General features: G+C 53.6%; 19 protein-coding genes. 4 read left to right on the forward strand and 15 right to left on the reverse strand.

From position 1 onward, the window contains the following. Positions 1-112: 112 nt before the first annotated feature. From WG929_RS03810 to WG929_RS03820, 3 genes are read right to left on the reverse strand one after another with little or no spacing between them, the layout of a single operon-like run. Entirely contained in the window at positions 113-1204 is a 1092-nt protein-coding gene (locus WG929_RS03810) for a 4-oxalomesaconate tautomerase (RefSeq protein ID WP_369855237.1), read from the reverse strand. Beyond that, the gene (locus WG929_RS03815; RefSeq protein ID WP_416204972.1) at positions 1197-1874 is read right to left on the reverse strand and encodes a 4-carboxy-4-hydroxy-2-oxoadipate aldolase/oxaloacetate decarboxylase; all 678 of its coding nucleotides are present in this window, start codon (positions 1872-1874) and stop codon (positions 1197-1199) included. Before WG929_RS03815 ends, WG929_RS03810 begins: the two co-directional genes overlap by 8 nt. A gap of 35 nt (positions 1875-1909) precedes the next feature. After that, positions 1910-2923: an amidohydrolase family protein gene (locus WG929_RS03820; RefSeq protein ID WP_369855239.1), complete on the reverse strand. Its 1014-nt coding sequence runs from the start codon at positions 2921-2923 to the stop codon at positions 1910-1912. A gap of 288 nt (positions 2924-3211) precedes the next feature. On the opposite strand from WG929_RS03820, the gene WG929_RS03825 reads away from it, so the two are divergent. From WG929_RS03825 to WG929_RS03840, 4 genes are all read left to right on the forward strand, one after another. Beyond that, entirely contained in the window at positions 3212-4447 is a 1236-nt protein-coding gene (locus tag WG929_RS03825) for a LysR family transcriptional regulator (RefSeq protein ID WP_416204973.1), read from the forward strand. A gap of 581 nt (positions 4448-5028) precedes the next feature. Next, the gene (locus tag WG929_RS03830; RefSeq protein ID WP_369855241.1) at positions 5029-5979 is read left to right on the forward strand and encodes a Gfo/Idh/MocA family oxidoreductase; all 951 of its coding nucleotides are present in this window, start codon (positions 5029-5031) and stop codon (positions 5977-5979) included. Between the two features lie 203 nt (positions 5980-6182). Next, positions 6183-7178 carry an aldo/keto reductase gene (locus WG929_RS03835; RefSeq protein ID WP_416204974.1) on the forward strand — a complete coding sequence of 332 codons (996 nt, stop codon included), beginning with the start codon at positions 6183-6185 and terminating at the stop codon, positions 7176-7178. 99 nt (positions 7179-7277) lie between these two features. Continuing rightward, positions 7278-8234 carry a helix-turn-helix domain-containing protein gene (locus WG929_RS03840; RefSeq protein WP_416204975.1) on the forward strand — a complete coding sequence of 319 codons (957 nt, stop codon included), beginning with the start codon at positions 7278-7280 and terminating at the stop codon, positions 8232-8234. A 367-nt stretch (positions 8235-8601) separates the two neighbouring features. On the opposite strand, the gene WG929_RS03845 is transcribed toward WG929_RS03840, so the two are convergent. From WG929_RS03845 to WG929_RS03900, 12 genes are all read right to left on the reverse strand, one after another. Continuing rightward, complete coding sequence (locus WG929_RS03845; RefSeq protein ID WP_416204976.1) at positions 8602-9579, reverse strand: magnesium transporter CorA family protein; 978 nt, start codon at positions 9577-9579, stop codon at positions 8602-8604. Between the two features lie 30 nt (positions 9580-9609). Continuing rightward, positions 9610-10491 (reverse strand): transglutaminase family protein, encoded by an 882-nt coding sequence (locus tag WG929_RS03850; RefSeq protein ID WP_416204977.1) that lies wholly within the window; start codon positions 10489-10491, stop codon positions 9610-9612. Beyond that, positions 10491-13031, reverse strand: a complete 2541-nt coding sequence (locus WG929_RS03855; RefSeq protein ID WP_416204978.1) for a circularly permuted type 2 ATP-grasp protein — start codon at positions 13029-13031, stop codon at positions 10491-10493. The genes WG929_RS03850 and WG929_RS03855 overlap by 1 nt, the downstream gene beginning before the upstream one ends. A 146-nt stretch (positions 13032-13177) precedes the next feature. Continuing rightward, positions 13178-16555, reverse strand: a complete 3378-nt coding sequence (locus WG929_RS03860) for a transglutaminase family protein (protein ID WP_416204979.1) — start codon at positions 16553-16555, stop codon at positions 13178-13180. Between the two features lie 103 nt (positions 16556-16658). Further along, entirely contained in the window at positions 16659-17594 is a 936-nt protein-coding gene (locus WG929_RS03865) for an alpha-E domain-containing protein (RefSeq protein WP_416204980.1), read from the reverse strand. Beyond that, positions 17594-19054, reverse strand: coding sequence for a circularly permuted type 2 ATP-grasp protein (locus WG929_RS03870; RefSeq protein ID WP_416204981.1), 1461 nt, complete (start codon positions 19052-19054; stop codon positions 17594-17596). The genes WG929_RS03865 and WG929_RS03870 overlap by 1 nt, the downstream gene beginning before the upstream one ends. 598 nt (positions 19055-19652) lie before the next feature. Beyond that, positions 19653-19868, reverse strand: a complete 216-nt coding sequence (locus WG929_RS03875; RefSeq protein ID WP_416205012.1) for an EAL domain-containing protein — start codon at positions 19866-19868, stop codon at positions 19653-19655. 215 nt (positions 19869-20083) lie between these two features. Further along, a complete protein-coding gene (locus tag WG929_RS03880) occupies positions 20084-20704 on the reverse strand; it encodes a hypothetical protein (RefSeq protein ID WP_416204982.1) in 621 nt (206 codons plus the stop codon). Positions 20705-20706: 2 nt separating this feature from the next. Beyond that, positions 20707-21093, reverse strand: coding sequence for a response regulator (locus WG929_RS03885; protein ID WP_416204983.1), 387 nt, complete (start codon positions 21091-21093; stop codon positions 20707-20709). Positions 21094-21168: 75 nt separating this feature from the next. Then, entirely contained in the window at positions 21169-23031 is a 1863-nt protein-coding gene (locus WG929_RS03890; RefSeq protein WP_416204984.1) for a V-type ATP synthase subunit A, read from the reverse strand. A 50-nt stretch (positions 23032-23081) separates the two neighbouring features. Continuing rightward, entirely contained in the window at positions 23082-23858 is a 777-nt protein-coding gene (locus tag WG929_RS03895; RefSeq protein ID WP_416204985.1) for a hypothetical protein, read from the reverse strand. Positions 23859-23961: 103 nt separating this feature from the next. Further along, entirely contained in the window at positions 23962-24651 is a 690-nt protein-coding gene (locus tag WG929_RS03900; protein WP_416204986.1) for an HrpE/YscL family type III secretion apparatus protein, read from the reverse strand. Between the last annotated feature and the right edge of the window lie 42 nt (positions 24652-24693).

Raw genomic sequence — 24693 nt, forward strand, 5'->3', positions numbered from 1 at the left:
CGCCCTTGTTTTTATCGGGTCATTATTGGCACTTTTATTCATTAACAGAAACGGCCAGCGGCTTATCATCAACCGCTGCCCTTCCCCATAAAAGTGGCCGGTTTAATCGTTTTTAATCGTTGGGATGCGCGAACACATCACCGTCAAACAGCTTGCGTGCAGTACGCAGTAACGCCGCAGAACCGACGTTACCGCTGTCATCCATATTCAGAATCACGGTCATTTCGCCGATCGGATGTTCAACCGCCAGAATTTTCTGCTGTCCATCCGGTACATTGGCAACCGCAGCAGCCGGTGAGCCTGGCAACACCGCGGCCGTAGCCACACTGACTGCGCCCAGCACACCAATCGAAGCGTGACAGCGATGGGGTATAAAAGTACGCGTCGACAAGGCACCGCCATTGCTGGCAGCACTGACCATGGTCATCTTGGGAACGGATTTGTCTTTCACGTCACCCAGATTCATTAATGGCCCGGCCTGCAGACGAATGGACTCCAGCTTCGCCCGCAAGGCGTCGTTGGCTTCCAGTTCCTCTCGGCTTTCTGCGCCGGTAATACCCATAGCCGCCGCACTCATCACCACGACCGGCATGCCGTTATCAATCAGGGTAACGTCGATGCCATCGATCACATCAACGGTATTACCGGTGGGCAACAAAGCGCCACAACTGGAACCTGCCGTATCGGCAAAGGTAACCGGGATGGCCGAAGCAAAACCGGGCACACCATCGATACGCGCCGTGCCGACATAACTGACCTTGCCGTTTGGCGTGGGTACATTGGCGGTGGCGATTTGGCCGGTATTTTCCATAAAGATACGAACGTCAGTGCTCTCGCCGGTCACGTCAATCAGACCACGTTCAAGCGCAAACGGGCCAACACCGGCGAGGATGTTGCCGCAGTTCTGCGCATCCGTCACGATAGCCTGATCAACAAAGACCTGCAGAAACAGGTAGTCCACATCGGCATCGTCACGCTCGGAACGTTTGACGACGGCGACCTTGGCCGTCAGCGGGTCGGCAGCACCCAAACCATCGATCTGGCGCGGGTCAGGGGAACCCATGACCCGCAACAGAAACGCATCTCTCACGGCCGTGTCAGCCGGAAGATCCTGCGCTAGGAAGTAGCCCCCTTTTGAGGTGCCACCTCGCATCCACATGCAGCGCACACCTTCAATCGGGTCGAAGGTGCGAGCATCAGACATATTTGAGGCCTTTTTCTTTCAGGCGGGGACGCATGTCATAAATATCCAGGCCCAGTTCACCATTGGCCATACGCACACGCTTGGATTCTTCCAGCGCCATACGGGCACGGGCTTTTTCCAGTACTTCAGCGGCTTTTTCACGACGTACAACCACCACGCCATCATCATCTGCCACCATCACATCACCGGGATAAACCAGTTCGTCAGCGCACACCAGCGGGACGTTGACGGAGCCAACGGTTTCCTTGATGGTGCCTTCAGAGAAGACCGCTTTTGACCAGACCGGAAAATTCATCTGCCGCAGGTCACGGGTATCCCGCACTCCGCCATCAATGATCAACCCAACCACACCACGGGACTGGGCAGAGGTTGCCAGCAGATCACCAAAAAAACCGTGATTGGACGGTGAGGTCGGGGCAAACACCATGATGTCACCGGCTTGGCACTGCTCAATCGCCACGTGCATCATCCAGTTATCACCGGCAGCACCAGAGATCGTGATGGCGGAACCGGCAACGCTCTTGTCTTGCTGGATCGGGCGCATGTAATACGCCAGCAAGCCAACGCGTCCCTGGGCCTCGTGGATAGTGGCGACGCCACATTCTGCCAAACCATCAATTACGGCCTGGTCGGCACGTTCGATATGTTGTACTACGACTGTTTCTTTCATAATTCTGATTCCTCAGTTTAATCACACAGGCCGGTTTATTGGGGCAGAGCCAGGCGACTAAAGACGCGACGGGTATTACCTTCAAAGATTTCCGCTTTCTGTTCAGCAGACAACGCGGTGTTACCGTCGATGTAGCGTTTGGTATCGTCGAAGTAGTGGCCAGTGTCTGGGTCAATACCGCGCACCGCGCCAATCATTTCAGAGGCAAACAGGATATTTTTGGTCGGTACAATATCGAGCAGCAAATCGATACCACGCTGGTGATACACGCAGGTGTCGAAATACACATTGTTCAGTACCCGCTCTTCCAGCTCAAAACCGTTGTCGAGCGCCAGGCCACGGAAACGTCCCCAGTGGTAAGGCACCGCGCCGCCGCCGTGTGGAATGATAACTTTCAGTTCCGGGAAGTCCTTGAACACGTCCGACATCATCAACTGCTGAAAGCCGGTCGTGTCAGCACCCAGGTAGTGGGAGCCGGTGGTGTGGAAACAATCATTACAGGATGCCGATACGTGCACCATGGCCGGAATATCGTACTCAACCATTTTTTCGTAGATCGGGTAAAACGAGCGATCTGCCAGCGATGAACCATTCCAGTGGCCGCCACTGGGATCCGGGTTCAGGTTGATGCCGATAAAACCCATTTCTTCAACGGTACGAATGATCTCGGGCACGGACTTGGCCGGATCAACACCCGGAGACTGTGGCAGCTGGGCGACCGGGACAAAGTTTTCAGGGAACAGATCGCAGACGCGACGAATAATGTCGTTCTGATGTTCCGTCCAGAACTGGCTGGTGTACTCGTTACCAATGTGATGTCCCATCCAGCTGGCGCGAGGAGAGAAGATGGTCAGATCTGTGCCGCGTTGCTGCTGAAGCTTCAGCTGGTTATTGACGATGGACTCGCGAATCTCGTCATCCGTGATATTAATCGTGCCTTTTTCACCCTTGAACAGCGGATCGGCGGCGACGGCAGCTTTTTGCTGGTCGCGATATTCGCCTACGCCTGGAGGTGTCGTGGTGTAGTGCCCATGGCAATCGATAATCATTATTCTTCTCTCGCTCGTTGATGGTGTTGTTCGCAGGGCCTGTTCCCGCAGAGCAGGCAAACAGCGAACCGCAGCGTCTGTCGGATGCCGAAACCTGCCGTCCGGAAGAGAAGTGGCAGACAGGTGCTCGACAAGCGGTACTTCCAAACGACTGACGGCAAAGCTTACAGCTGCCTGGATGTTGCCTCCCATGGTAGGAACTGACATGCCGGGCTGGCTATTTCAATTTCACTGCTACAATATTGGATTTTGATATAGACCTGTTTATTCGAAGCTCTGGAGCAAGTGATGGATTTTGTCATACCCAACCTGCGACACCTGCGCGTCTTTCTTGAGGTTGCCGAACAAAAAAGCATAAGCAAGGCCGCTCCGAGGGTTTTTTTGTCACAGCCTGCGATCACCCAGGCACTGGCGCGACTGGAAGACATGTTACAAACCGAGCTATTCGAACGCCGTGCCGAAGGCATGTACCCCACAGCCTCGGGAGACGTCTGGTATAACCGTGTCGAACGCTGTATTTCCTGCCTGCTGCAAGGTACCAGAGAAGCCTTGCGCTCCGGCAGCAGTCGCACCCAGTCGGCACAACAAATGGTCTCACTGCTGACCACCACCCAGCTCAAGGCACTGGTGGCCGTTACCGAAGCAGAAAACTTCAGCATCGCCAGCCGTGCGGTCGGAGTCTCCCAGTCCTCCCTGCATCGGGCCGCCCGCGAGCTGGAACACCTGTTACAAGTACCGCTGTTCGAGAAGACCAGCACCGGCATCAGTGCCACCAAAGCCGCGCAGGCACTGGCTCGTGCGACCAAGCTGGCCTTTTCGGAGTTGTATCAGGGCTATTCTGAAGTCAGCGCCCTGCAATTTCGTGAAGTGGGCAAAATCGTACTGGGCAGCATGCCGCTGGCGCGTACCTCAATCCTGCCGGAAGCTATTATTCGGTTTAGTGAAAGGCACCCGGATATCGATATCCAGGTCGTCGATGCGCCCTATGACGATCTGCTGCACCACCTGCGCCACGGCGATCTCGATTTTCTCATCGGTGCCCTGCGCTTCCCACCACCAGCCGACGACGTGCTGCAGGAAGAGCTGCTGTCCCCGCCGCTGGCGATTATTTGCCGCCCAGCACACCCACTACTCATCACCGCCAGCGGTGATGTCGCGCTGCCGACCCTGAACGATCTGCCCCGCTACCCCTGGGTTGTGCCGCGCGAAGGCACTCCAACCCGCAAGGCATTTGAGGCACTGTTTGAACAACATGACATCAAGCCTCCACAACGACTGGTCGAAACCAGTTCTCAAATCCTGATTAGGGAACTGTTACGCGGCAGCGACCGCCTGACCCTGATTTCAACTCATCAGATAGAACATGAACTGAATACCGGGCTGTTATCCGTATTACCCGTCACCCTTGAACATACCCGTCGCGCCATCGGCATCACCTTGCGCCAGAACTGGCAGGCAACCCCCAGCCAGATGCAGTTTCTGGATATATTGCGCGAGCAGGCTGCTGCCTGTCGTGATCTGTGAGTGATCAAACAGGAGCGTTGTAGAAAAACCAATACCTGATAGCTAATACTGCCGGAACCGGCTTAAACATAGGACAACGGCAATCGACCACGCCTGCATCAATTCAGGCCAGCACTAAAAAACAAGGCGGCTACAGGCCCACAAGCTGGTACTTTTTAACGGTTTTTATTGACCCGGCAAACAATGACACCCGTCCGTCGAGACACTCTTTTTTTGCCACACCAGAACAATGTATTATCAAAATTGAATAGCTAATCCGGTTTATCAATTACCCTGATTCCGGGGCCAATGTTAGATTGGAGTTCTCGAACTTGGTCGTTTTGAGTTTTGTGTTGTTGCCCGTTGTCCCGTGTTGCTCAGGTATGGTCCTTCAGGATCACACCGGGCAATATTGGCAGCGGGCGTTTTTTCAGACCGTTCGATGTCAATCTTCAGTACGCTTGCGAACTTTCAGCGCTGAACTCCCATCATTCAGCGTTCACGCTGAACATTCCGCCAGCCTGTTGCTGCAATATTCCTTGCAAACCCAGTAAATAACCGGCATCCCCGGTGCTACAGACACACAGATCAGGAGAACAAGAATGAGATTATGTGTTGCAGGTGCCGCCGGCGCCTTTGGCCAGAAACACCTGGACGCGGTCGCCAACATTGAAGGCGCTGAAGTGGTATCCGTTGTTGGTACCCGTCCCGACGTCATCAAACAGGTAGCAGAAGAACGTGGCATTCCACACTACTGTACCGACCTGGCTGAAGCCCTGGCCCGTGACGACGTTGACGGCGTACTGCTGGCAACACCGACCAGCATGCATGCCTCCCAGGCGATCCAGTGTCTGGAAGCCGGCAAGCATGTGATGGTTGAAATTCCGATGGCCGATAACATCGAAGACTCTCGCAAGCTGGTTGAAGTGCAGCAGCGTACCGGCCTGGTCGCCATGTCTGGCCAGACCCGTCGTTTTAACCCGTCTCACCAGTGGATTCACAACAAGATCCAGGCCGGTGAGCTGAACGTTCAACAGATGGATGTACAAACCTACTTCTTCCGTCGTACCAACACCAATGCCAAGGGTCAGGCACGTTCTTGGACCGACCACTTGCTGTGGCACCACGCCTGTCACACCGTTGACCTGTTCCAGTATCAGACCGGTGAAACTTGCAGCAAGGTTCAGGCGCTACAAGGTCCGATTCATCCGGATCTGGGCATTGCCATGGACATGAGCATTGGCCTGAAAGTACCCAGCGGTGCAATCTGTACCCTGTCGCTGTCGTTTAACAACGAAGGCCCATTCGGTACTTTCTTCCGCTACATCTGTGACCAGGGCACCTACATCGCCCGTTACGATGACCTGGTAGATGGCTACGAAAACCCGATCGACCTGTCTGGCGTTACCGTATCCAACAACGGTATTGAACTGCAGGATCGTGAATTTATCGCCGCCGTCAAAGAAGGCCGTGAGCCTAACTCTTCTGTTGCCCAGGTTCTGCCCGCAATGGAAACTCTGGATAAGCTGGAACAGTTGCTGGAAGCCGAATAATCCGTTGTAACGGAATCCTGCGGTGATCTGCTGCTCTACTGCTGTCTCCCACGCTCCGGCATAGTAGCCATGGGTGGCATCCGTTCCCACGCCGAAGCGTGGGAACGAGTCAAGCATCCGACGCTGCAACTCCGAATCACGCGCCAACTCGCTTCCCCAAACCGGCTCCGCCGGTTTTTCCGTTTCTGACATGAGGTGTTTTTATGACCACGCTGAAGACTGAATTTAACAACCCCGGTATCGGTCTGGGTTGTATGAACCTGTCCCATGCCTATGGTGTTCCGCTCCCGGAAGACGAAGCCATCAAGGCATTACACGCCGCGTTTGATATGGGCTATCGCCATTTTGATACCGCCACCTTGTATGGTGGTGGCAAGAACGAACTGCTGCTGGGCAAGGCCTTGAAAACGCTGCGCAACAATATTTTTCTGGCATCCAAAGGCGGCATGCAGATCGGCGAGCAAAGCGGCGTCAAGGAAATCAACGGCGCTCCAGCCACCTTGCGCAAACAGGTCGAAAACAGTCTGCGGCGCTTGCAGGTTGAACACATCGACCTCTATTACCTGCACCGTCTTGATCCGAACACAGCGATCGAAGCATCGGTTGGGGCACTGGCCGAGATGGTAAAAGAAGGCAAAATTGGTGCGATCGGCCTGTCCGAAGTCTCCGCCGACACCCTGCGCAAGGCCCATGCGGTACACCCGATTGCAGCGTTACAAACCGAATACTCACTGTGGAGCCGTAACGCCGAAATCGCCGTATTGCAAGCCACTAAAGAGTTGGGTACCGCCTTTGTTGCCTTCTCTCCGGTAGCGCGTGGCTTCCTCGCCAATGGCCTGCAGGACGTGGACTCACTGGAGCCGAAGGATATTCGCCGTAATATGCCGCGCTTTTATCCAGAGAACTTTGCTGCCAACCTCAAGCTGCTGGAACAGTACCACCAGATTGCCACCACGGTCGGTTGCACGCCTGCGCAATTGGCACTGGCCTGGGTTTGCGCTCAAGGCAACCATATCGTCCCCATTCCCGGGACACGCTCAGTGGCCCACATGCAAGAAAACCTGCAAACCCAAGACATTACCCTGTCTGCCGACATCATCCGCCAGCTGAACCTGCTGATCAATCAGACCAGCGTCACCGGCAACCGCTACAGCCCGGCCCAGCAGGTTGAAATTGATACCGAAGAATTCAGCAGCTGATTGTTGTCGTAGCCGACGACCCCTGCCAATAACATCCATGGCTTTCGGCAAATATTGTCGCAGAGCCATGGCTTACAAAAACAACAATAAAAACATCTTATGAATTCAGCGCAATCCAGTAGAGCAACAGATAGCGACGCCAAATCACCCTCTGGCACGTATCAGCGAATTTCCCGCTACACTCTGTACAGCGAGGCGCCGTCCGCCAGTGACCCGGAGTTTGTCCACATTGAGGATATTCCCAGCCGGGCCAGACTGTTCGACTGGGCCATCAATATTCATACCCATCCGAATATGTTCCAGCTGGTCTTTGTCCACACCGGTTCAGTACGGATATTTATTGATGGCCAGGAAGAAAGCCATAGTGCACCGGTGATTATCTCGGTACCTGCCGGAGTGGTGCATGGTTTCGAGTTTGAACGCGAAGCCACCGAAGGCTGCGTGATTACCGTCTCCCGCCTGCTGATTCAGGACGACCAGTTTGCCCGCCAGTTTCCGTTTGAACAGGAATTGCTGCAAACCGCCCGTATTATCAACCTGACCCGCCACCCGAAGGATCTGGCCTTTATCGACCAGACAGCCCTGCAATTGACGGATGAGTATCAGGGTAATGCCATTGGCAAAAAAGCCATGTTTGCTTGGCTATTATTCGGTTTACTGGTCAAGCTGGGGCGTCTGGTCGAAGAGCGTCCGGAAACCGGCCCGGAAGACATTCACAGCGAACGCTTCCGCCGCCTGAATACCCTGATCGAAGGGCACTATCGCCAACACCAGGCGGTCGAGTTTTATGCGCAGGAACTGTGCACCACCCCGGCCAGCCTGAGCCGTACTTGCAAGCAGGTGGCCGACAAGAACATCACCGACCTGCTCTACGACCGCCTGATACTGGAAGCCCAGCGTATGCTGATTTATTCCTCAGTGCCGGTTTCACTGATCGCCTATGATCTGGGGTTTAATGACCCGGCCTATTTTTCGCGCTTTTTTCGCCGCCGGGTTGGCCTGTCGCCAACCGCATTCCGGGAACAAAGGGATGGTATTCATGGTACAAACTCGTAACGGGATTACCATCTCGACAGTACGACCTGAATAACATCATCCGCTGCCTGACCACACTTGGCTGGGATCCTCATATCAAACGGGTGCCTGCTGATTTCGGAGCAAGGAGACATCCAGCTCGCCTGGTACGGCCGCCACACCAGCGACCATATCCCGATGAAAACGCTGGAGCAATTTGCCGCTGGGACGCTCGGCTCCCGCCGTTGGGAATGATGTGCTATTAGGAGGGCCAGAGCGAGTTTGGTGTTATGGAACGGGCACTCAGGTAACAGGTCAAGTGCCTTGGAGATCGCTTTCCTGGTTTACAGCCGAGATGCCAGCAGCGCTACGCTTGAACGTTTTTCAAAGGTGATCGCGAACGCTGCGCTTATAACCAGCGCAGCTTGCGGAACCAGGCCAGCAACCCAACGGCTAATGTAGCCATGGTTCCCAGCAAGATAAAGTAGCCGTTATGAAATTTAAGCTCGGGAATGTACTCGAAGTTCATACCGTATAATCCGGCCAGAAAACCCAATGGGATAAAAATCGCGGTAATCACGGTCAGTACTCGCATGGTGTTGTTGAGCTGGTGCGAGGTAACGGCCAGATAACCGTCAATCAGATCGCCGCAAATGTCGTAGAACATCGACACCAGACTGGCAAGACGTTCAAAGCGGTCGTGCAGATCATTCAAAGTGTGATCCAGCCCAAGATCCGGCTGATCAAACAGCGCCAGATCGCTGGACTTCAGCTCATCGGTAATGCTCTGGTGATAGTTAAAAATACGCCGCAGTTTTACCAGTCGTGACCGATAGCCCATTAACTGGCGCATCAGGGCATCGGTTCCCTGATCGTGCAAGGCATCTTCCAGGTCACTCAGTTGATCCTCAAACGCCAACACATGATCCAGATACATGCCGGCCGAGGTATGCATGATCCGCAGCGCCAGCTGGGGCGGGCAGCGCTGCAAATGAATACCGCCATGCCCTGCCATCAAGCGATTAATGCTTTCCGCCGGTAACGGGTGATAGGTAATCAGTAAACGCTCACTGATAAAAAACGAAATCGACTGGGATTTGTGGTGTAACTGGCTATCAAATCGGGCGATACCGCGATATAGGATAAACACGTGGTCATCAAATACTTCAAGCTTGGGCGGGTGGCGATCCCGCTGGGCATCTTCGATGGCCAGCGCATGGCAACCCAGCCCCAGCAATACCTGCCGTTCTGTCTGATGCTGTTCGAGTCCTTCCGACGTCAAATCGAGCCAGAGCCGACTGCTGGCGTCGTTACGCCAGTCATGCACCAGCTCCTCTCCACCAATGGACGCCTGGCCATTGCCGTTAATCATCAGAGTACGAATCATCAACTGTCCTTCAGGTAAAAATACCGCGGCTCAGGTCAGGCGTGTGACATCGACCGCAACCCGCAACACTGGATTGCTGCCGCCACCGTAGATCACCCCGCACACCGGCGTCACGTCATAGAAGTCCCGTCCCCAGGCCGTCACAATATGCTGTTCATGTGCCATACAGTTATTGGTAGGGTCGTATTCAAACCATCCCTCACCTGGTGCATAAACCGCTAACCAGGCGTGTGTGGCATCGGCACCAACCATTTTTTCTTGCCCTGGCGGCGGCAGGGTTTCCAGATAACCGGAGACATAGCGGGCCGCAAACCCCAGTGAGCGCAAAATGGCAATTTGCAAGTGGGCAAAATCCTGGCAGACCCCCCTGCGGGAATCCAGTACCTCCTGCAACGGCGTCGCAATGGTAGTGGATGCCGGAGAGTATTCAAATTCCTGGTAAATTTTACTGGTCAGCGCCATGACGGCAGTCAGTAGCGGCTTGTCATCTTCAAACAGATTAGCGGCAAATTCTTGCAAGATTTGCGATGACTTGAGCATCGGTGAATCCAGCAGAAACTCCCGCGCCAGTAACACTTCTGGAGTACGAGAACTGCTCATCGCCTCAAGAGCATCACGACAACTGATCCCAAACTCCAGATCCGGTGCCGCTTTTTGTACTCCCGTCCGCACTTCGCTGGTGGATGTAATCACCAGTTTCTTGTGCGGCTTCTGAATTTCAAAGTGGTAGGCGTTATTGCCAAAATAATCACTGCGATTGGAGGTAAATGCAGCACCTGGCAGCACATCAACACGTGTCGATAAACATTGCTGGCGCAAGGTATCCCGAGGTGTGACATGGGCCATGTTGTAACAGTGGGATACCCGACTGTGATAAACATATTCTGTGGTATGACGGATTCGATATAACACTAGATACTTTCCCAGGTACTGTTAACCAGTTGCTGCGAGGCTTCCCGGTGATCAAAGTATTTGTCAGTAATCATTTCACTCAAGCCACTCAGCTGGCTGGCGATCTTCTTCATTTGTTCATCCAGATGACTGCGCTGGAATCCATCAGCTTTACTGAGCTCGGCCAGCGACGATAATTTGAGCAGCGTTTCACACTCAAGAATTCGTCGCTCATCGGCGGCCAACTCGTGCATCTGGGTTGGTGTTTTCGGCAGCGCCCGAATATGCTGCCGTAATTGTTCCACCTGATACATCAAGGAACGCGGATTGGTCGGATCCATCATCACCAGATCCAGACTCGTCTGGATACCCACGCGGGCACGGTAACGGCGGCGATAACTGATCAGGGCTTCCAGCGACAGCAATAATGCTTCACACAGTTTGCTCTGATCCGACTCGGACAATACCGGTACAATCAGGCTGTCGATTGCAATCGCGATCTGGTAACCCCGTTCGAGACGTCTTCCCATATCCATAAAACGCCAGCCGAAACCACGAATCATGCTTTCCTGGGTCAGACCGGAAAGTGCCATTAGCGCGGTCACCAGCGGGTCGAGTGCTTCTTCCGGCGCCGATGCCAGGCTGCCAGAAAAGCTGATACCCAGCATGTTCAAGGCATCACGAATGTCGTTGATAACGCGGTAAGTATCCGACGACAACAGTTCCTTGGTTTCATCAGCGCAATAAAGCATCGCATTAAGGTTGCCGGAAATGCTGCGCAGTACCGAACCATTTTCGATAATGCCCCGCAGAGCTTCTTCTGCGGTCTGGTCATCGGTGGAACGTGACGGCGTCGCGGTGATCATGGAGACGGCATGCAGCAGCTGATGCTGGGTAATATCGCTGATGCGCTCTTCACCATTCAGCATCATAAAGGCCGTACGCAGTATCCGCAGGGCCGCTTCTGCACGCTCGGCATAACGCCCCATCCAGAACAGGTTTTCCACCACGCGGCTGGGCAGGCTGATCAGGTCGGCTTCGCGGCTGACGGGCTCATCCAGCTGTTCATCATGCACCAGACGTTCCGGTTCAGAGGCAATCACCCAGGTGTCTTTGCTTTTGGAGCCGGTTTGGCTGGAAATCATAAACGAACGTTCGCCATGACCGATGCGCGTCAATCCACCCGGCATAACCGTATAAGACGTGTCCGTCGCCACCGCAAAACTGCGCAGAATAACCGGACGGGGTTTGAGTACGCCGTCCACAAAAGAAGGGACGTGGGAGGCTTCCATCACTGGCTGGGCAACGTACTGGGTTGGATCAGCTTCAATTCTGGCTTTCAGTATTCGGGTTTCTTCCTGCCCCAGTTCTGGTCCATAAAGGCTGCGGTTATCCAGATTGCGGTACACCGGCTTGATCACCAGTTCGTGCAAGTGATCCAGTACATAGGCGCGATCTTCATCAAGACCACACCAGCGTGTTTCTACCGATGGCAAACGTAGCTCACGGCCCAACAAGTGTTTGGCAATACCGGGTAAAAAGCGTAAAAAAACCGGGTTTTCCAATACCCCGGAACCAAGCGGGTTAGCCACGACGACATTACCAGCCCGAACCACTTCAAGCAGGTTGGCAACTCCGAGGCGGGAGTCACCACGTAACTCAACCGGATCACAGAACCAGTCATCCACCCGGCGTAACAAGACGTCTACCCGGCTCAGGCCATCCAGCGACTTCATCCATAAAAAGCCATTACGAACGACCAGATCGTCACTTTGAACCAGATGGAAACCCAGGTAATTAGCCAGGTAGGCGTGTTCAAAGTAGGTTTCGTTATGCGCACCGGGTGTCATCACCGCAACACGTGGCGTACTGGTATTAGGTGACAGGGAATTCAGTTTGGAACGCAGGCGCTGAAAAAAGGCCGCCAGTCGGTGTACATGGCTGTCGCGGAACAGACTCGGAAACACCCGCGACATCACGTTGCGGTTTTCCAGTGAATAGCCAGCACCACTCGGGCTTTGGGCACGATCGCCAATCGCCATCATCTGGCCATCTGCACCACGCACCAGATCAACCGAGTGCAAAATCAGATCGTGGTCACCCGGCAAGTGGATGCCATTACAAGCGCGTAAAAAACCACGATGGCAAAACAGTGCGTCCGGGGGAATTACCCCTGAGCGAATCAGATCCCGATTACCATAAAGATCCCGCAACAGCAGATTAAACAGCTCTGCCCGTTCCAGCAGACCAGCTTCAATCCGTCCCCACTCATCACTGCCAATCACATAGGGAACCAGATCCATATTCCAAGTATGGGATGGCGTACTGGAATCACTGTAGATGTTATAGGTCGCGCCATCGTCCCGCAAAATACGCAGCGCCTTGGTCTGGCGCTCATCAAATGAAGCAGACCCCAGCTCTTTCAGACTGTCGAGAAGATAGGACCAGTGCGGACGCAGCTCTCCATTGGCATCGACAGCTTCATCCTGAAGTGCCGGATTATGGCGGTAGATCAGTTCATCGCTGTCTGGCCCTGGAGCCGGTGACACGGTCGGCGACATGCTTGTTCTCGCTGCGGATTCGAAGGAACGCTGTGAAAAAATTCCGGCCAAAAAAAATGGCCGCTTGCGGCGGCCATTATGTCAGATTGGGGAAATTGTCTCAGCTTTGTTTGCTCCCTCCCCCCAACAGAGGGAGCAAACGCGCCTTATTTACGCCGTAAATCCAGCGTACAAGGATAATCGTTCGGAGACTCTTCTGCTGGAGGTGCCATCGGACGCGGTTCGGTATGCGGGAAAAATTCCCGGATAGCGTCGATATCCGGACGAGCAGAATACGCCCCATGGCTGTGATCCAGCGTTGAGAAGCGATTGACCCGGCGCGATTCCGCTTCAAAGGAATTTACCGGGAAAGTGTCGTAACTGCGGCCACCTGGATGCGATACATGGTAACTGCAGCCGCCCACAGAACGGCCATTCCAGGTATCAATCAGGTCAAACACCAACGGTGACTGTACCCCGATGGTTGGATGCAGCGCCGACGGGGGTGCCCACGCCTTGTAGCGCACACCGGCAACGTATTCACCATGGCGACCCGTGCTGGCGAGAGGGACACGACGACCATTACACGCCAGTACATAACGATTGTTGGTCATACCATACACCTTGACCTGCAAACGCTCGACCGAGGAATCCACATAACGGGACGTACCGAAGCTGGAGACTTCCTCCCCCAGAACGTGCCATGGCTCGATGGCCCAGCGCAGCTCGATCTTGATATCACCCAGTTCCACCCGGCCATAATGCGGGAAACGAAACTCTTCGAATGGCAACAACCACTCTGCGCGGAAATCGAGACCATGCTCCTGCAGATCCTGAGCGACTTCCTGAATGTCTTGCCAGACATAGTGCGGCAACATGAACTTGTCATGCAGCTGGGTATTCCAGCGCACCAGATCGTGTTTGTACGGATCTTTCCAGAAACGGATCAACAAAGCCCGGATCAACAGTGCCTGAACCAGACCCATGCGGCTGTGCGGTGGCATTTCAAAACCACGGAATTCCAGAATACCCAAGCGACCGGACGAGCTGCCTGGTGCAAACAGCTTGTCGATACAGAACTCGGCACGGTGCGTATTGCCGGTCACATCGATCAGCAGGTTACGCATAATGCGGTCGACCAGCCATGGCAGGGCAGATTCCCCTTCCGGCATTTGCTGGAAGGCAATTTCCAGCTCATACAGACCTTCGTCCCGGCCTTCATCCACCCGTGGTGCCTGACTGGTCGGGCCAATAAAGGCGCCCGAAAACAGATAGGACAAACTTGGGTGGTGCTGCCAGTAAGTGACAAAGCTGCGCAGCAAGTCAGGGCGACGCAGCATCGGGCTGTCCGCCGGGGTCTTGCCACCCAGCGTGATGTGGTTACCACCACCGGTACCGGTGTGGCGGCCATCCAGCATGAACTTTTCAGTGCCCAGACGTGATTCACGTGCCGCCTGATACAACTCATTCATGGTGTGCATCATGTCGCGCCAGTTACTGGCCGGGTGAATATTCACCTCAATCACACCGGGGTCTGGCGTCACCAGCAGCTTTTGCATGCGCCAGTCACGTGGAGGCTCGTAACCTTCAATAATGATCGGCATATCCAGCGCTGCGGCTGTTTCCTCGATCATGGTCAACAAGGCAACGTAGCTTTCCAGATACGGCAGTGGTGGCAAGAAAATATGAATTTTGCCACCACGAGCTTCAATACACATGGCGGTACGAACCAGATTGCGCCAGTAGGTCTCGGACTGCTCATCCTGCTCGGCACGCTGCTTCTGTGATTTTTCATCGGATACGGATTGCTCGGCAATCGGTTCTGGGGCGACTGTCGCCACACTACTGATGATTTCTTCACGCGTCTGCAATGCTTCGGTGGTGCGGAACGGGTCAGCTTCCTGCGGCAGTGGCACTTCTTCTGACCATGGCAAGCCTTGCAGTGGCAAACGCAGACCCATAGGCGAATCGCCCGGTATCAGCGTAATGCGACCACGGCGCAACTCCCACACACTGGAACGCCAGCTTTGGCCGTAAAAATCCCATTCCACCGGCACAACGAAACCGGTAGGCGTACTCAGCCCCTGATCCAGCACCCGTGCCAGACGACGACGTGCCAGTTCATCCTTGGCAGCCGCGATTTCGGAGTCCAGGTTAACGGGCAGATTTTGTTCTTCCAGCAGGTAATGCAGGCCATCTTCATAGGCCGCCTGAACATACTGGTCAGACAAGCCCAGTTTCTCAGACAACAGCGTGGCAAACTGGTGGGCATCTTTTTCTGTGTGGCCGTAATCCTTATCGACCCGAGCCAACAGCTCGGGGCGTGTCCACATCGGCTGATTGTCGGTACGCCAGAACACACCCAGCGCCCAACGCGGCACTTCTTCGCCCGGATACCATTTGCCCTGCCCATAATGCAGCATGCCTTCTGGTGCGAACCGATCACGCAGTTTTAACAACAGGGTTTTGGCCAGACTCAGCTTGTGGGCACCCAGCGCTTCGGTATTCCACTGTGCCGCTTCCATATCATCAATCGATACAAAGGTTGGCTCACCACCCATGGTCAGGCGCACATCGTTCTCAACCAGTAACAAATCGACCTTGTCGCCCAGTGACAGCACATCGGCCCATTCGGCATCAGTGTACGGCTTGGTGACACGGGGGTCTTCATGGAAGCGGGTCACGTCGTTCTTGAAGTCAAACTCGACTTCACACTTGTCGGTGTAACCGTTGATTGGTGCGGCCGATACCGGATGTGGTGTACAGGCCAATGGAATATGACCTTCACCGGCAAACAGCCCGGAAGTTGGATCCAGACCGACCCAACCAGCACCAGGCAGATACACTTCACACCAGGCGTGCAAATCGGTGAAGTCGGCTTCCGGTCCAGAAGGGCCGTCGAGCGACTTTTCATCCGACGTCAGCTGTACCAGGTAACCGGACGCAAAACGCGCTGCCATTCCCAGGTGACGCACCGCCTGCACCATCAGCCAGGCACTGTCACGACAGGAACCGAGTGCCTGTTCCAGGGTTTCTTCTGGCGTTTGAACACCTGGTTCCATTCGAATGGTGTATTCAATCAGCTGCTCAAGCTGCGAATTGACGTCCACCAGAAAATCAATGGTACGGCGTTTTTTGGTCGAAATACCCGCCAGAAACTTTTCAAATTCTGGCCCCTGGGGTTCCAGTTCCAGATAGGGCTGCAGCTCTTTTTTGGTCTGCTTGTCGTATTCGAACGGAAATTCTTCCGCATCTTCTTCGAGGAAAAAGTCGAACGGGTTAACCACCGTCATATCGGCGATGACTTCAACTTCTACCGAAAACTTGCGGGTTTTTTCCGGGAATACCAAGCGTGCCAAGTAGTTGCCGTAAGCATCCTGCTGCCAGTTAACAAAGTGGTTTTCCGGCTGCACCTTGAGACTATAAGACTCAATTGGTGTACGACAATGAGGGGCCGGACGCAGTCGAACCACATGGGGTGACAGCGCAACAGGCCGGTCGAAGTCGTAGTATGTGTTGTGCTGAATCGCAACACGGATAGTCATAACTGCTCCCGAAATAGGAAAACTCTGAATATCGTTACAGGTGCTGGTCGGCCTTGCCAAACCAGCACCTCATTTTCGTCCCTGTTGCCTGCTCGGTAATTGGCTATTGATCCGAGAGGAACCAGGTTTTTTGTATCAGGCCATGAACATCGGCCAGTGATAATTGCAATTCATTCAGATCTTCACGGAAGGCAACACCAAATTCTTCGGCATCCAGGTCTGCTGCAATTTCATCACAAATCAATCGGGTGCGATTAATCACGTCTTCACCCGCTGGCAAACAAGCCGAGCTTGCCATGATTTTATTCAGGCAAAATGAAACTGAGCGGGGAAATTGCTCATCGCCCAATAAAAAGGTCACCACAGGGGTTCCCTTGATGGACGAACGCATGGCGCGACGGAAGGGCTGATCGGCGTTGAGAGAACGCAACACATTACCCCAGATAATCTGACGACTGTTCACCGCGTATTCATCATCAGCCACCTGATGAATCGCCGCAATCGCAGCATCGAGGTTACGGGAAGTCATGTCGGCCCGTTCCAGGTTTTGTCCCATCAGCAACATGTCCCAGCCTTCGTCGCGGGTCATATTGACATAGAGCAAACCGACAATTTGCTGACAGGATTTGATGATGCTTTCGAGGAACTCGTGGCGCATGCTGCGATTAATACCGAGTGACAGGTTCTCCTGCACAAACATACTCAGTTCATTCACCAGTTCCCAGGCATCGGCAGGGATCACATCCCGCGTGGTGCGGATGTTTTCACGAATCGCGCGCAGGGAGTTCACAACGGAGCACGGATTGGTGTCATCACCCAGCAGAAACTTCACTACATTCCGTTCATCTCGAACGGAATAGCGACTGTTGTAATCTTCTTCAAGACTGTTGATGACAATCAGGTTGTACCAGCCCAGATTGACCCGCCGCGGCATGTCAAACAACAGCTTGTCATAAATGCTAAGCAATCGCGCTGTGCTTTCAACCCGCTCCAGATAGCGAGCGGACCAGTAAATACGTTCTGCAACTTTCGAGAGCATTATTCGATTCCTGTTCCTGTATCGACAATCCAGGTGTCCTTGCTGCCACCACCCTGGGAAGAGTTAACTACCAGAGAACCTTTTTTCATTGCCACCCGCGTCAAACCACCGGTCGTGACATAGCTGTCCCGCGACTGCAGTACAAACGGCCGTAAATCCAGATGACGTGGTTCCACCTTGTTTTTACCCACCAGAGTCGGCGAGGTCGACAAGGCCAGCGTTGGCTGGGCAATGTAGTTACGCGGGTTGGCCTTGATCAGGTCAGCGAAGGTTTCACGCTCTTTTTTGGTTGAATGCGGGCCAATCAGCATGCCATAACCACCGGATTCGTTGGCAGGTTTAACCACCAGCTTGTCAAGGTTGGCCAGCACATATTCACGCTGTTTGTCGTCATAACACAAAAAGGTTTCCACATTCGGAATCAGTGGTTCTTCACCGAGATAATACTTGATGATGGCAGGGACAAAGGCATACACCACCTTGTCATCCGCCACACCAGCACCGGGGGCATTAGCCAAAGCCACATTACCAGCACGCCATGCACGCATCAGCCCTGGCACACCCAGCGTGGAATCAGGGTGGAACACTTCCGGGTCGAGAAACAGATCATCAATACGGCGATAAACCACATCAACCCGCTCCAAACCAGCGATGGTTTTCATATAGACGCAATCGTCTTCCGTCACCACCAGATCACTGCCTTCAACCAGCTCGGCACCCATACGCTGTGCCAGGAAAGCATGCTCAAAATACGCCGAGTTATAAATTCCCGGCGTCAGCACCACCACCACCGGCTTGTCGACTTCGCGTGGAGATAACGCCGACAGGGTATCAAACAGGTGTTCAGGATAATCACCGACCGGGGCGATATTGACATTCTCAAAGACTTCTGGGATTACCCGTTTCATGATCGAACGGTTTTCCAGCATATACGATACGCCAGAGGGAACACGAAGGTTATCTTCCAGCACATAAAACTGGCCATCACCGTCACGTACCAGATCAGTACCGCAGATATGTGCCCATACACCAAAACGAGGGCTGACACCTTCACATTCTTTGCGATAATTAGCTGACTGTTTAAGTATAAACCCCGGCACCACACCATCCTTGATAATTTTCTGGTCGTGGTACAGGTCATCAATAAAAAGGTTAAGCGCACGCAAGCGCTGTTTCAGACCTGCCGCAGTGATATCCCATTGGCTTTTGGAAATTACCCTGGGGAGAATATCAAAGGGCCAGGCCCGATCGATATTTCCGCCTTCTGTATATACAGTAAATGAAACACCCATTTCCTTAATAGTCGATTCAGCCGCAACTTTACGCGAATTGACATCTTCATCCGAGAAAGATTCCAGATATGAAATAAGTGCTTCAGCAGGTTCGCGCGCGCAGCCGGGTGCACTGAAAAGTTCGTCGTAGAACTCACCCGGTGCGTAATCCTTCCACTCGATAGACATACAGCTCCTGAAATTTGCCATCAGGTTAATGAGGAATTGACGCCAGACTGGCAAGCACTGGGTCACTCTGAAAGACTACAAAGTGCCCGAAGTAAACCACTCCCCATGCATGACTGCAAGCCGCCACAGCGGCCATTCTGGCGCAGAATGATAGGTATTGGTCATGAATCAGGCAGCCGCAATCAACCCTTGCTACAAAGGCACCAATGACGAACAGATCACACATCCAAGAAGCACCAAACCGGTGCATTACTGCACCCAACGGTCAAAAACCGAAATGTGAGGCGAAACCCGTGCAGCAAGGCACGACTTGAACGACGCTTTATGGTGAGCTTTGAATTTAGGTACCCTATTAAATGCAACCACCAGTACGCCAATCAGCAGATTCAATATCATAGCGATGCAAGTCAGTAACAACCCGGAAGAATAATCAGACAAGAAGAAATACAGACAGGCAGGTATTATTTTTCAATCAACACAGCCCAAGTTTTTTTGTAACTGCTACATCAGCCTACCAGATCCTTTTAATACACATAGGATAGCCAGCATAACACCCCTGGGCGATATCAAAGCCTTTCATTCACAACAGATCCATTTTTTATAAAAACTCAACTCCATCGACCACGACTGCCAGCTCCAATGCATGCGCAAGATCAATAACAACCGAAACAATACTGGCATCTTTGTTATCCGATGCCGCAATTTTCAGAAAATGGCGATCTATTGTTAATATATCCACCGGCCAATGCCGTAAATACGCCAGAGAGGAGTATCCGGTACCAAAATCATCAATTGCAACTTTTACTACGCCCAGATCTCTCCGTGTTGCGTAACTTGTTCAGGCTTTCCCCGACATCATCGATAAAGTGCCCTTCTGTCACACCCAGAACCAGCCATTCAGCAAGGAAATCAACAGACTGAAGCAGATTTCTGTATAGGGGACGCCAAGGTTCCTTCCGTGTTGAGCACAACAATCCCGCTATCCATCAAATCAATAAATATGCCAATACAAATACACTTCAGGCATACTCAGAACGCCGCCAAACGCTTATTGATATGATCAAACAAGGTCACCAGCGCATCGGTCGGCTGGAAAAACATCAGCTGGGCTTGGGAATTTTTTTCTACCACGGTGAAGCTGATGGTCAGAAACAAGATCAGGTTGTCCGTTTCATCAAGCAACCGACCACTGTCGCTGAAATTGCCGTATTCACAGCGCGGTAATTCAGTATGGATTTGAATGCCCAGTAACTGGGCCAGCGCATAGATAACACCAGAAACAGCCACATTGGTCAGATCCAGCAGCATCTCTTCTTCGGTTACGGCGAACTCAATCCGTGTCTGCTCTTGCTCTCCCAGCAGCCCATTCAACAGATTCAGGCTTTCCCGCTCACTAAAAAACAGTAGCGCCTCGCCGCAAATTTCCCCGCAAAAGCGCTGTTGCACAAAAATCGCCTTACCTTCTTGACGCAATTGCTCGGTAAAAGCCAGTGCCTCTTTTTTGGGCAACATATTGACTTCAGGCACGTGTAATTCGATGCGACTGTTTGATATTTCTGACAGTTCATCAATCACATGACCCAGCCCCAGGTTCAGTGATTCTGCCAAGACATCCAGACTGATAGTTCGAGCCTGCTCATCCAGGATCATGATCAGCTCCGACCAAAGAAAGTACGCAAACGCTCTACAAACAGCCCGATATCCTCTGGACTGATTGCCTTGCTGACATACTGCACGCCCAGCGCATTGGCTTCTTCTATCAAGTTGGATGATCGATTGCCGGTCACCAGAGCAATTTTGCTGGCATCCACTCCAACCGCCATGAGTTGCTTGCTGGTTGCGACACCATCCGACGGTGCCATATTGACGTCGAGCAGATACCAGTCAAAATCATAACCGGTGCTTTCAGCGGTTATGATGGCAGCTTCACCGGAACCGGCCTCGTGAAATTCTGCATCTGGGAATATGCGACGAATGACATCCTTCATGATCATGCGAGCATATAGACTGTCGTCCGCGACAAGGCACTTGGGAGCCATAATCAATACCTGTTCTGGTTACTTCATCGCTTAAATCTAGTCCATAACAGGGGTTAAGCAAGCAACGCGGTATTGTCAGGGCGGACTCAACATCACCCCGATCGCTTCCAGTAGACGGTTGTATTCACCGGAACCATCCACCGCGTAATTGAGGTTTTTAAACAGGCCTGTCAGACGGGTGTAGAAGGTTCGGACAGCGGCTTTCCTGTGCGAGTCAGAGTCGGCAACAAACACTGGTTTATGCCGAACAACCATTTCCATCAATTCAAACAGCCGTTGCTGACGATCCATTGGAACGGAGACATCCACTTCGTCAAAAGCATCCTGCTGCAGATACACCATATCCAGCAACAGCGCTTTTTGCTGGATAATAAAGTCGTCCAGTGTAATGCCTTCTTCGCCAGTCACCTGCATCATACGGCTGACTTCATCGCCCCGCACCAGCAGCTGCAACAAGGACTCAACCCGATGAGTCCAGCCTGGGGATAAATGACGATCAAACCAGGGCTGTAATTGCTTCAGATAACGGGACCAGGAAATCAGCGGGTCGACCGCCGGATAAAAACGCCGATAGGCCCGATCGGCGGATAGCCCCAGAAACGTTTTTACGGTGCCCAACGTCGATTGGGTCACTGGTTCCTCAAAATTACCTCCGGCAGGAGAGACAGTGCCAACCATGGTAAAGGTACCTTCAACACCGTTGGAGCGGCGGATCACCCCTGCCCGTTCGTACACATTACGGATCGAGGAGTCCAGATAGGCCGGAAACGCTTCTTCGCCCGGTATTTCTTCCAATCGGCCCGAGGTTTCCCGCATCGCCTGGGCCCAACGAGACGTCGAATCGGCAATCAGTAAGACGTCATACCCCATACTCTGGTAATACTCCGCCAGCGTAATGCCCATATAGATAGATGCTTCCCGTGCAGCGACCGGCATAGATGACGTATTACAGAGGATAATGGTTCGATCCATCAGACTGCCACCGGTCTTGGGATCCGTCATACCGGGAAATTCCTGAATCGTCTCCACCACCTCACCAGCGCGTTCACCACAGGCGACAACGATCACGATATCGACATCCGAATAACGCGAAATCAGCCCCTGCAGTACGGTTTTACCGGCACCAAATGGCCCAGGAATACAGCCAGTACCGCCCTTGGCCAAAGGAAAAAAGGTATCCACCAGCCGGATTGTGGTGGACAGCGGCTGACTGGGGTAAACACGTTCCGCTTCACCCAGCGCCATCAGCCGACGTGAAATTGGCATACGTATTGGCCAGCGCTGGCTGAGTGTCAGATGACGACTGCGGTGAACGTCGGCAACGCCGCTGTCCGACAGTGGCGTCAACCGGGCGACCGGATCGGCAACGGTAAAACTGCCCTCCAGAATCCAATCCAGCTGCCATTCTCCTGGCCAGTCAAACGGCACCATGATCTTGTGTTCAAAACGACCTTCTGCGACCGCCCCGGTCACGTCTCCTGCCCGCAGCTTTTGACCTTCTTTGATGGCGGGTTTGAATGACCAGCGGCGTTGCTGATCGAGGCCACGCACATCCACCCCACGCGGCAGGAACGTGCCATAACTGGCCGCCAGCTGTTCCAGTGGATTTTGTAATCCATCGTAAACCATGCCGAGCAGACCCGGTCCCAACTCTGCCGATAACAGCTCGCCGGTTTGTAATACCGAGTCGCCCACCCCGACACCACGGGTGCTTTCGTAGACCTGAGCATCAGCCCGCCGACCGTGTATTCTCAGGATTTCGGCTTTCAGGTACTCCTGCCGTCCATCAGATGCCGTACGGCCTGGCAAGATAAAAACCACCTCGTTTTTGGACAGCGGACGGTATTCCCCCGCAGCCAGTTCGATACTTTCGATGGTGACCAGGTCATCCTGTACTGCGACAATACGCGCCGTTGGCAGCTGGCGGGAATCGCTCATCCCTGCTGCTGTTACTGCTGTTGTCGTCTCTGTTGTCGCCGAAGTCATCATCATTCTCTCTTGGCTGCAGCCGAGGTTTTGGCAAATGTATTTTCAGCGTCCCGATCCGGGTTACTGTCATCATCCTGAACCACAGCCGTCATATCCACCGTAACCCAGTTTTTAAAGCGCACCACCGCATTGTCGGCGTCATACCCAATCCGACGGTTCAGCATGTCCCATTTGAGCACGTATACCACCACGGCAATCAGGCTGTTATCTCCGAGCAGGTGACTACGTCCCATCCAGGCCCAGTTGTACTGCAGCAGCATCTGTTCCAGCTCCCAGGGTTGGTGCAAGCGGATAAACTGGAGCGCCTGTGACAGCCAGGGCTGAGCCACTTCCAGACGAAACGTTGGTTCATGCCAGTTACGCTCAATGATCTGGCGATAACGGCTGACCGTCCACTCCCCTCCAGGAGACGGACTGTCGGCCTGTTGATATTCTCGCCGCCACAACGCCGCCACCAGAGTTCTAACATCCAGCCGCCGCTGAATCAGAGTCAGCAGTGCTGAGGTTTCGGCGGCGGGTCGAATAGCGTCATCGCGCAAGGCACCCAGCAGTTGTCGCTGACGCCCAACCAGCTGGCGGTTATCGGTGTTGATGGGTAGCTCTCGCCACTGCAGTGAGGACTCGATTCGCGCCAGCAAGTCGGCATCTTGCGGACTTAACAGCCGCAACCGGCGCTCCAGCTTTAACCGGGAAAGCGGCGTTTGATGACGACTACCCCAGCGCCCATGGGCAGGCAAACTCGACATCAACAGGGTGTAACGATCACGCCAGTCCATTCAAACCCCTAACCGGTTGTTGAAAATCTATCGCGGTGACGATTACAACGCTTAAATCGTCGTTCAATGGCCTGTAAATTCAATGGCCTGTAAAAGCAGCCAGCTAACGAATAATACCGTCAAGAATGGCGCGAAATCTGGGCTGCAAATACCCCAGCAGCAACCCGGCAATGGCCCGATCACTGAGATCCACTTCAACCTGCTGACCACGCAGCACCAGTTTGATACCATTGTGGTCATCGGATCGATTTGCCAGGGTCACGCCGTCACGCAACATATCGGCTTGTAACGCAAAAGCCAGATCGGCCAGCGGCCCCTGCATCGCCGACTCCGGCGCTCGCCGAATATCATCCAGAGCCAGAATATGCGGCGGCAACAACAACTCCAAGTCACCTTCCTGCGGTAGCTCAGCCTGTTCCAACAGGCGTCCGGCCGCAGCCTGAACCAGTTTTGCCAATAACTGTGGCTGATCAATTTGCTGCCGCACCAGCCGCGACACATCCGCAGAGAAGCGTTGTTCCAGCATGGATTTCATATCCAGCACCAGATCCCGAAACGCAATCTGCATAGCTTCCGCAGCCGCCTGCTGCTGCCGTTGGGCTTGCTGTTGCGCATCGGCAATCAACTGCTCCGCCTGCCGGGTAGCGTCAGCCAACAAGGCAGCCGCCTGTTGACGAGCATCGGCCAATATCGCCGCCGCTGCTGTCTCGCCCGCTTCAACACCGTCCTGGCGCAAGCGGTTAACCAGTTCGTCAATACCGGCGGAAACAACGTCGCTGCCTGATTGTTTCATCGACCTTTATCCTCCTGCGCTGACCCGATCAATCGTCGGGCA

Source organism: Oceanobacter antarcticus, assembly GCF_044962685.1.
In the GTDB taxonomy this organism is placed as follows: domain Bacteria; phylum Pseudomonadota; class Gammaproteobacteria; order Pseudomonadales; family Oceanobacteraceae; genus Oceanobacter; species Oceanobacter antarcticus.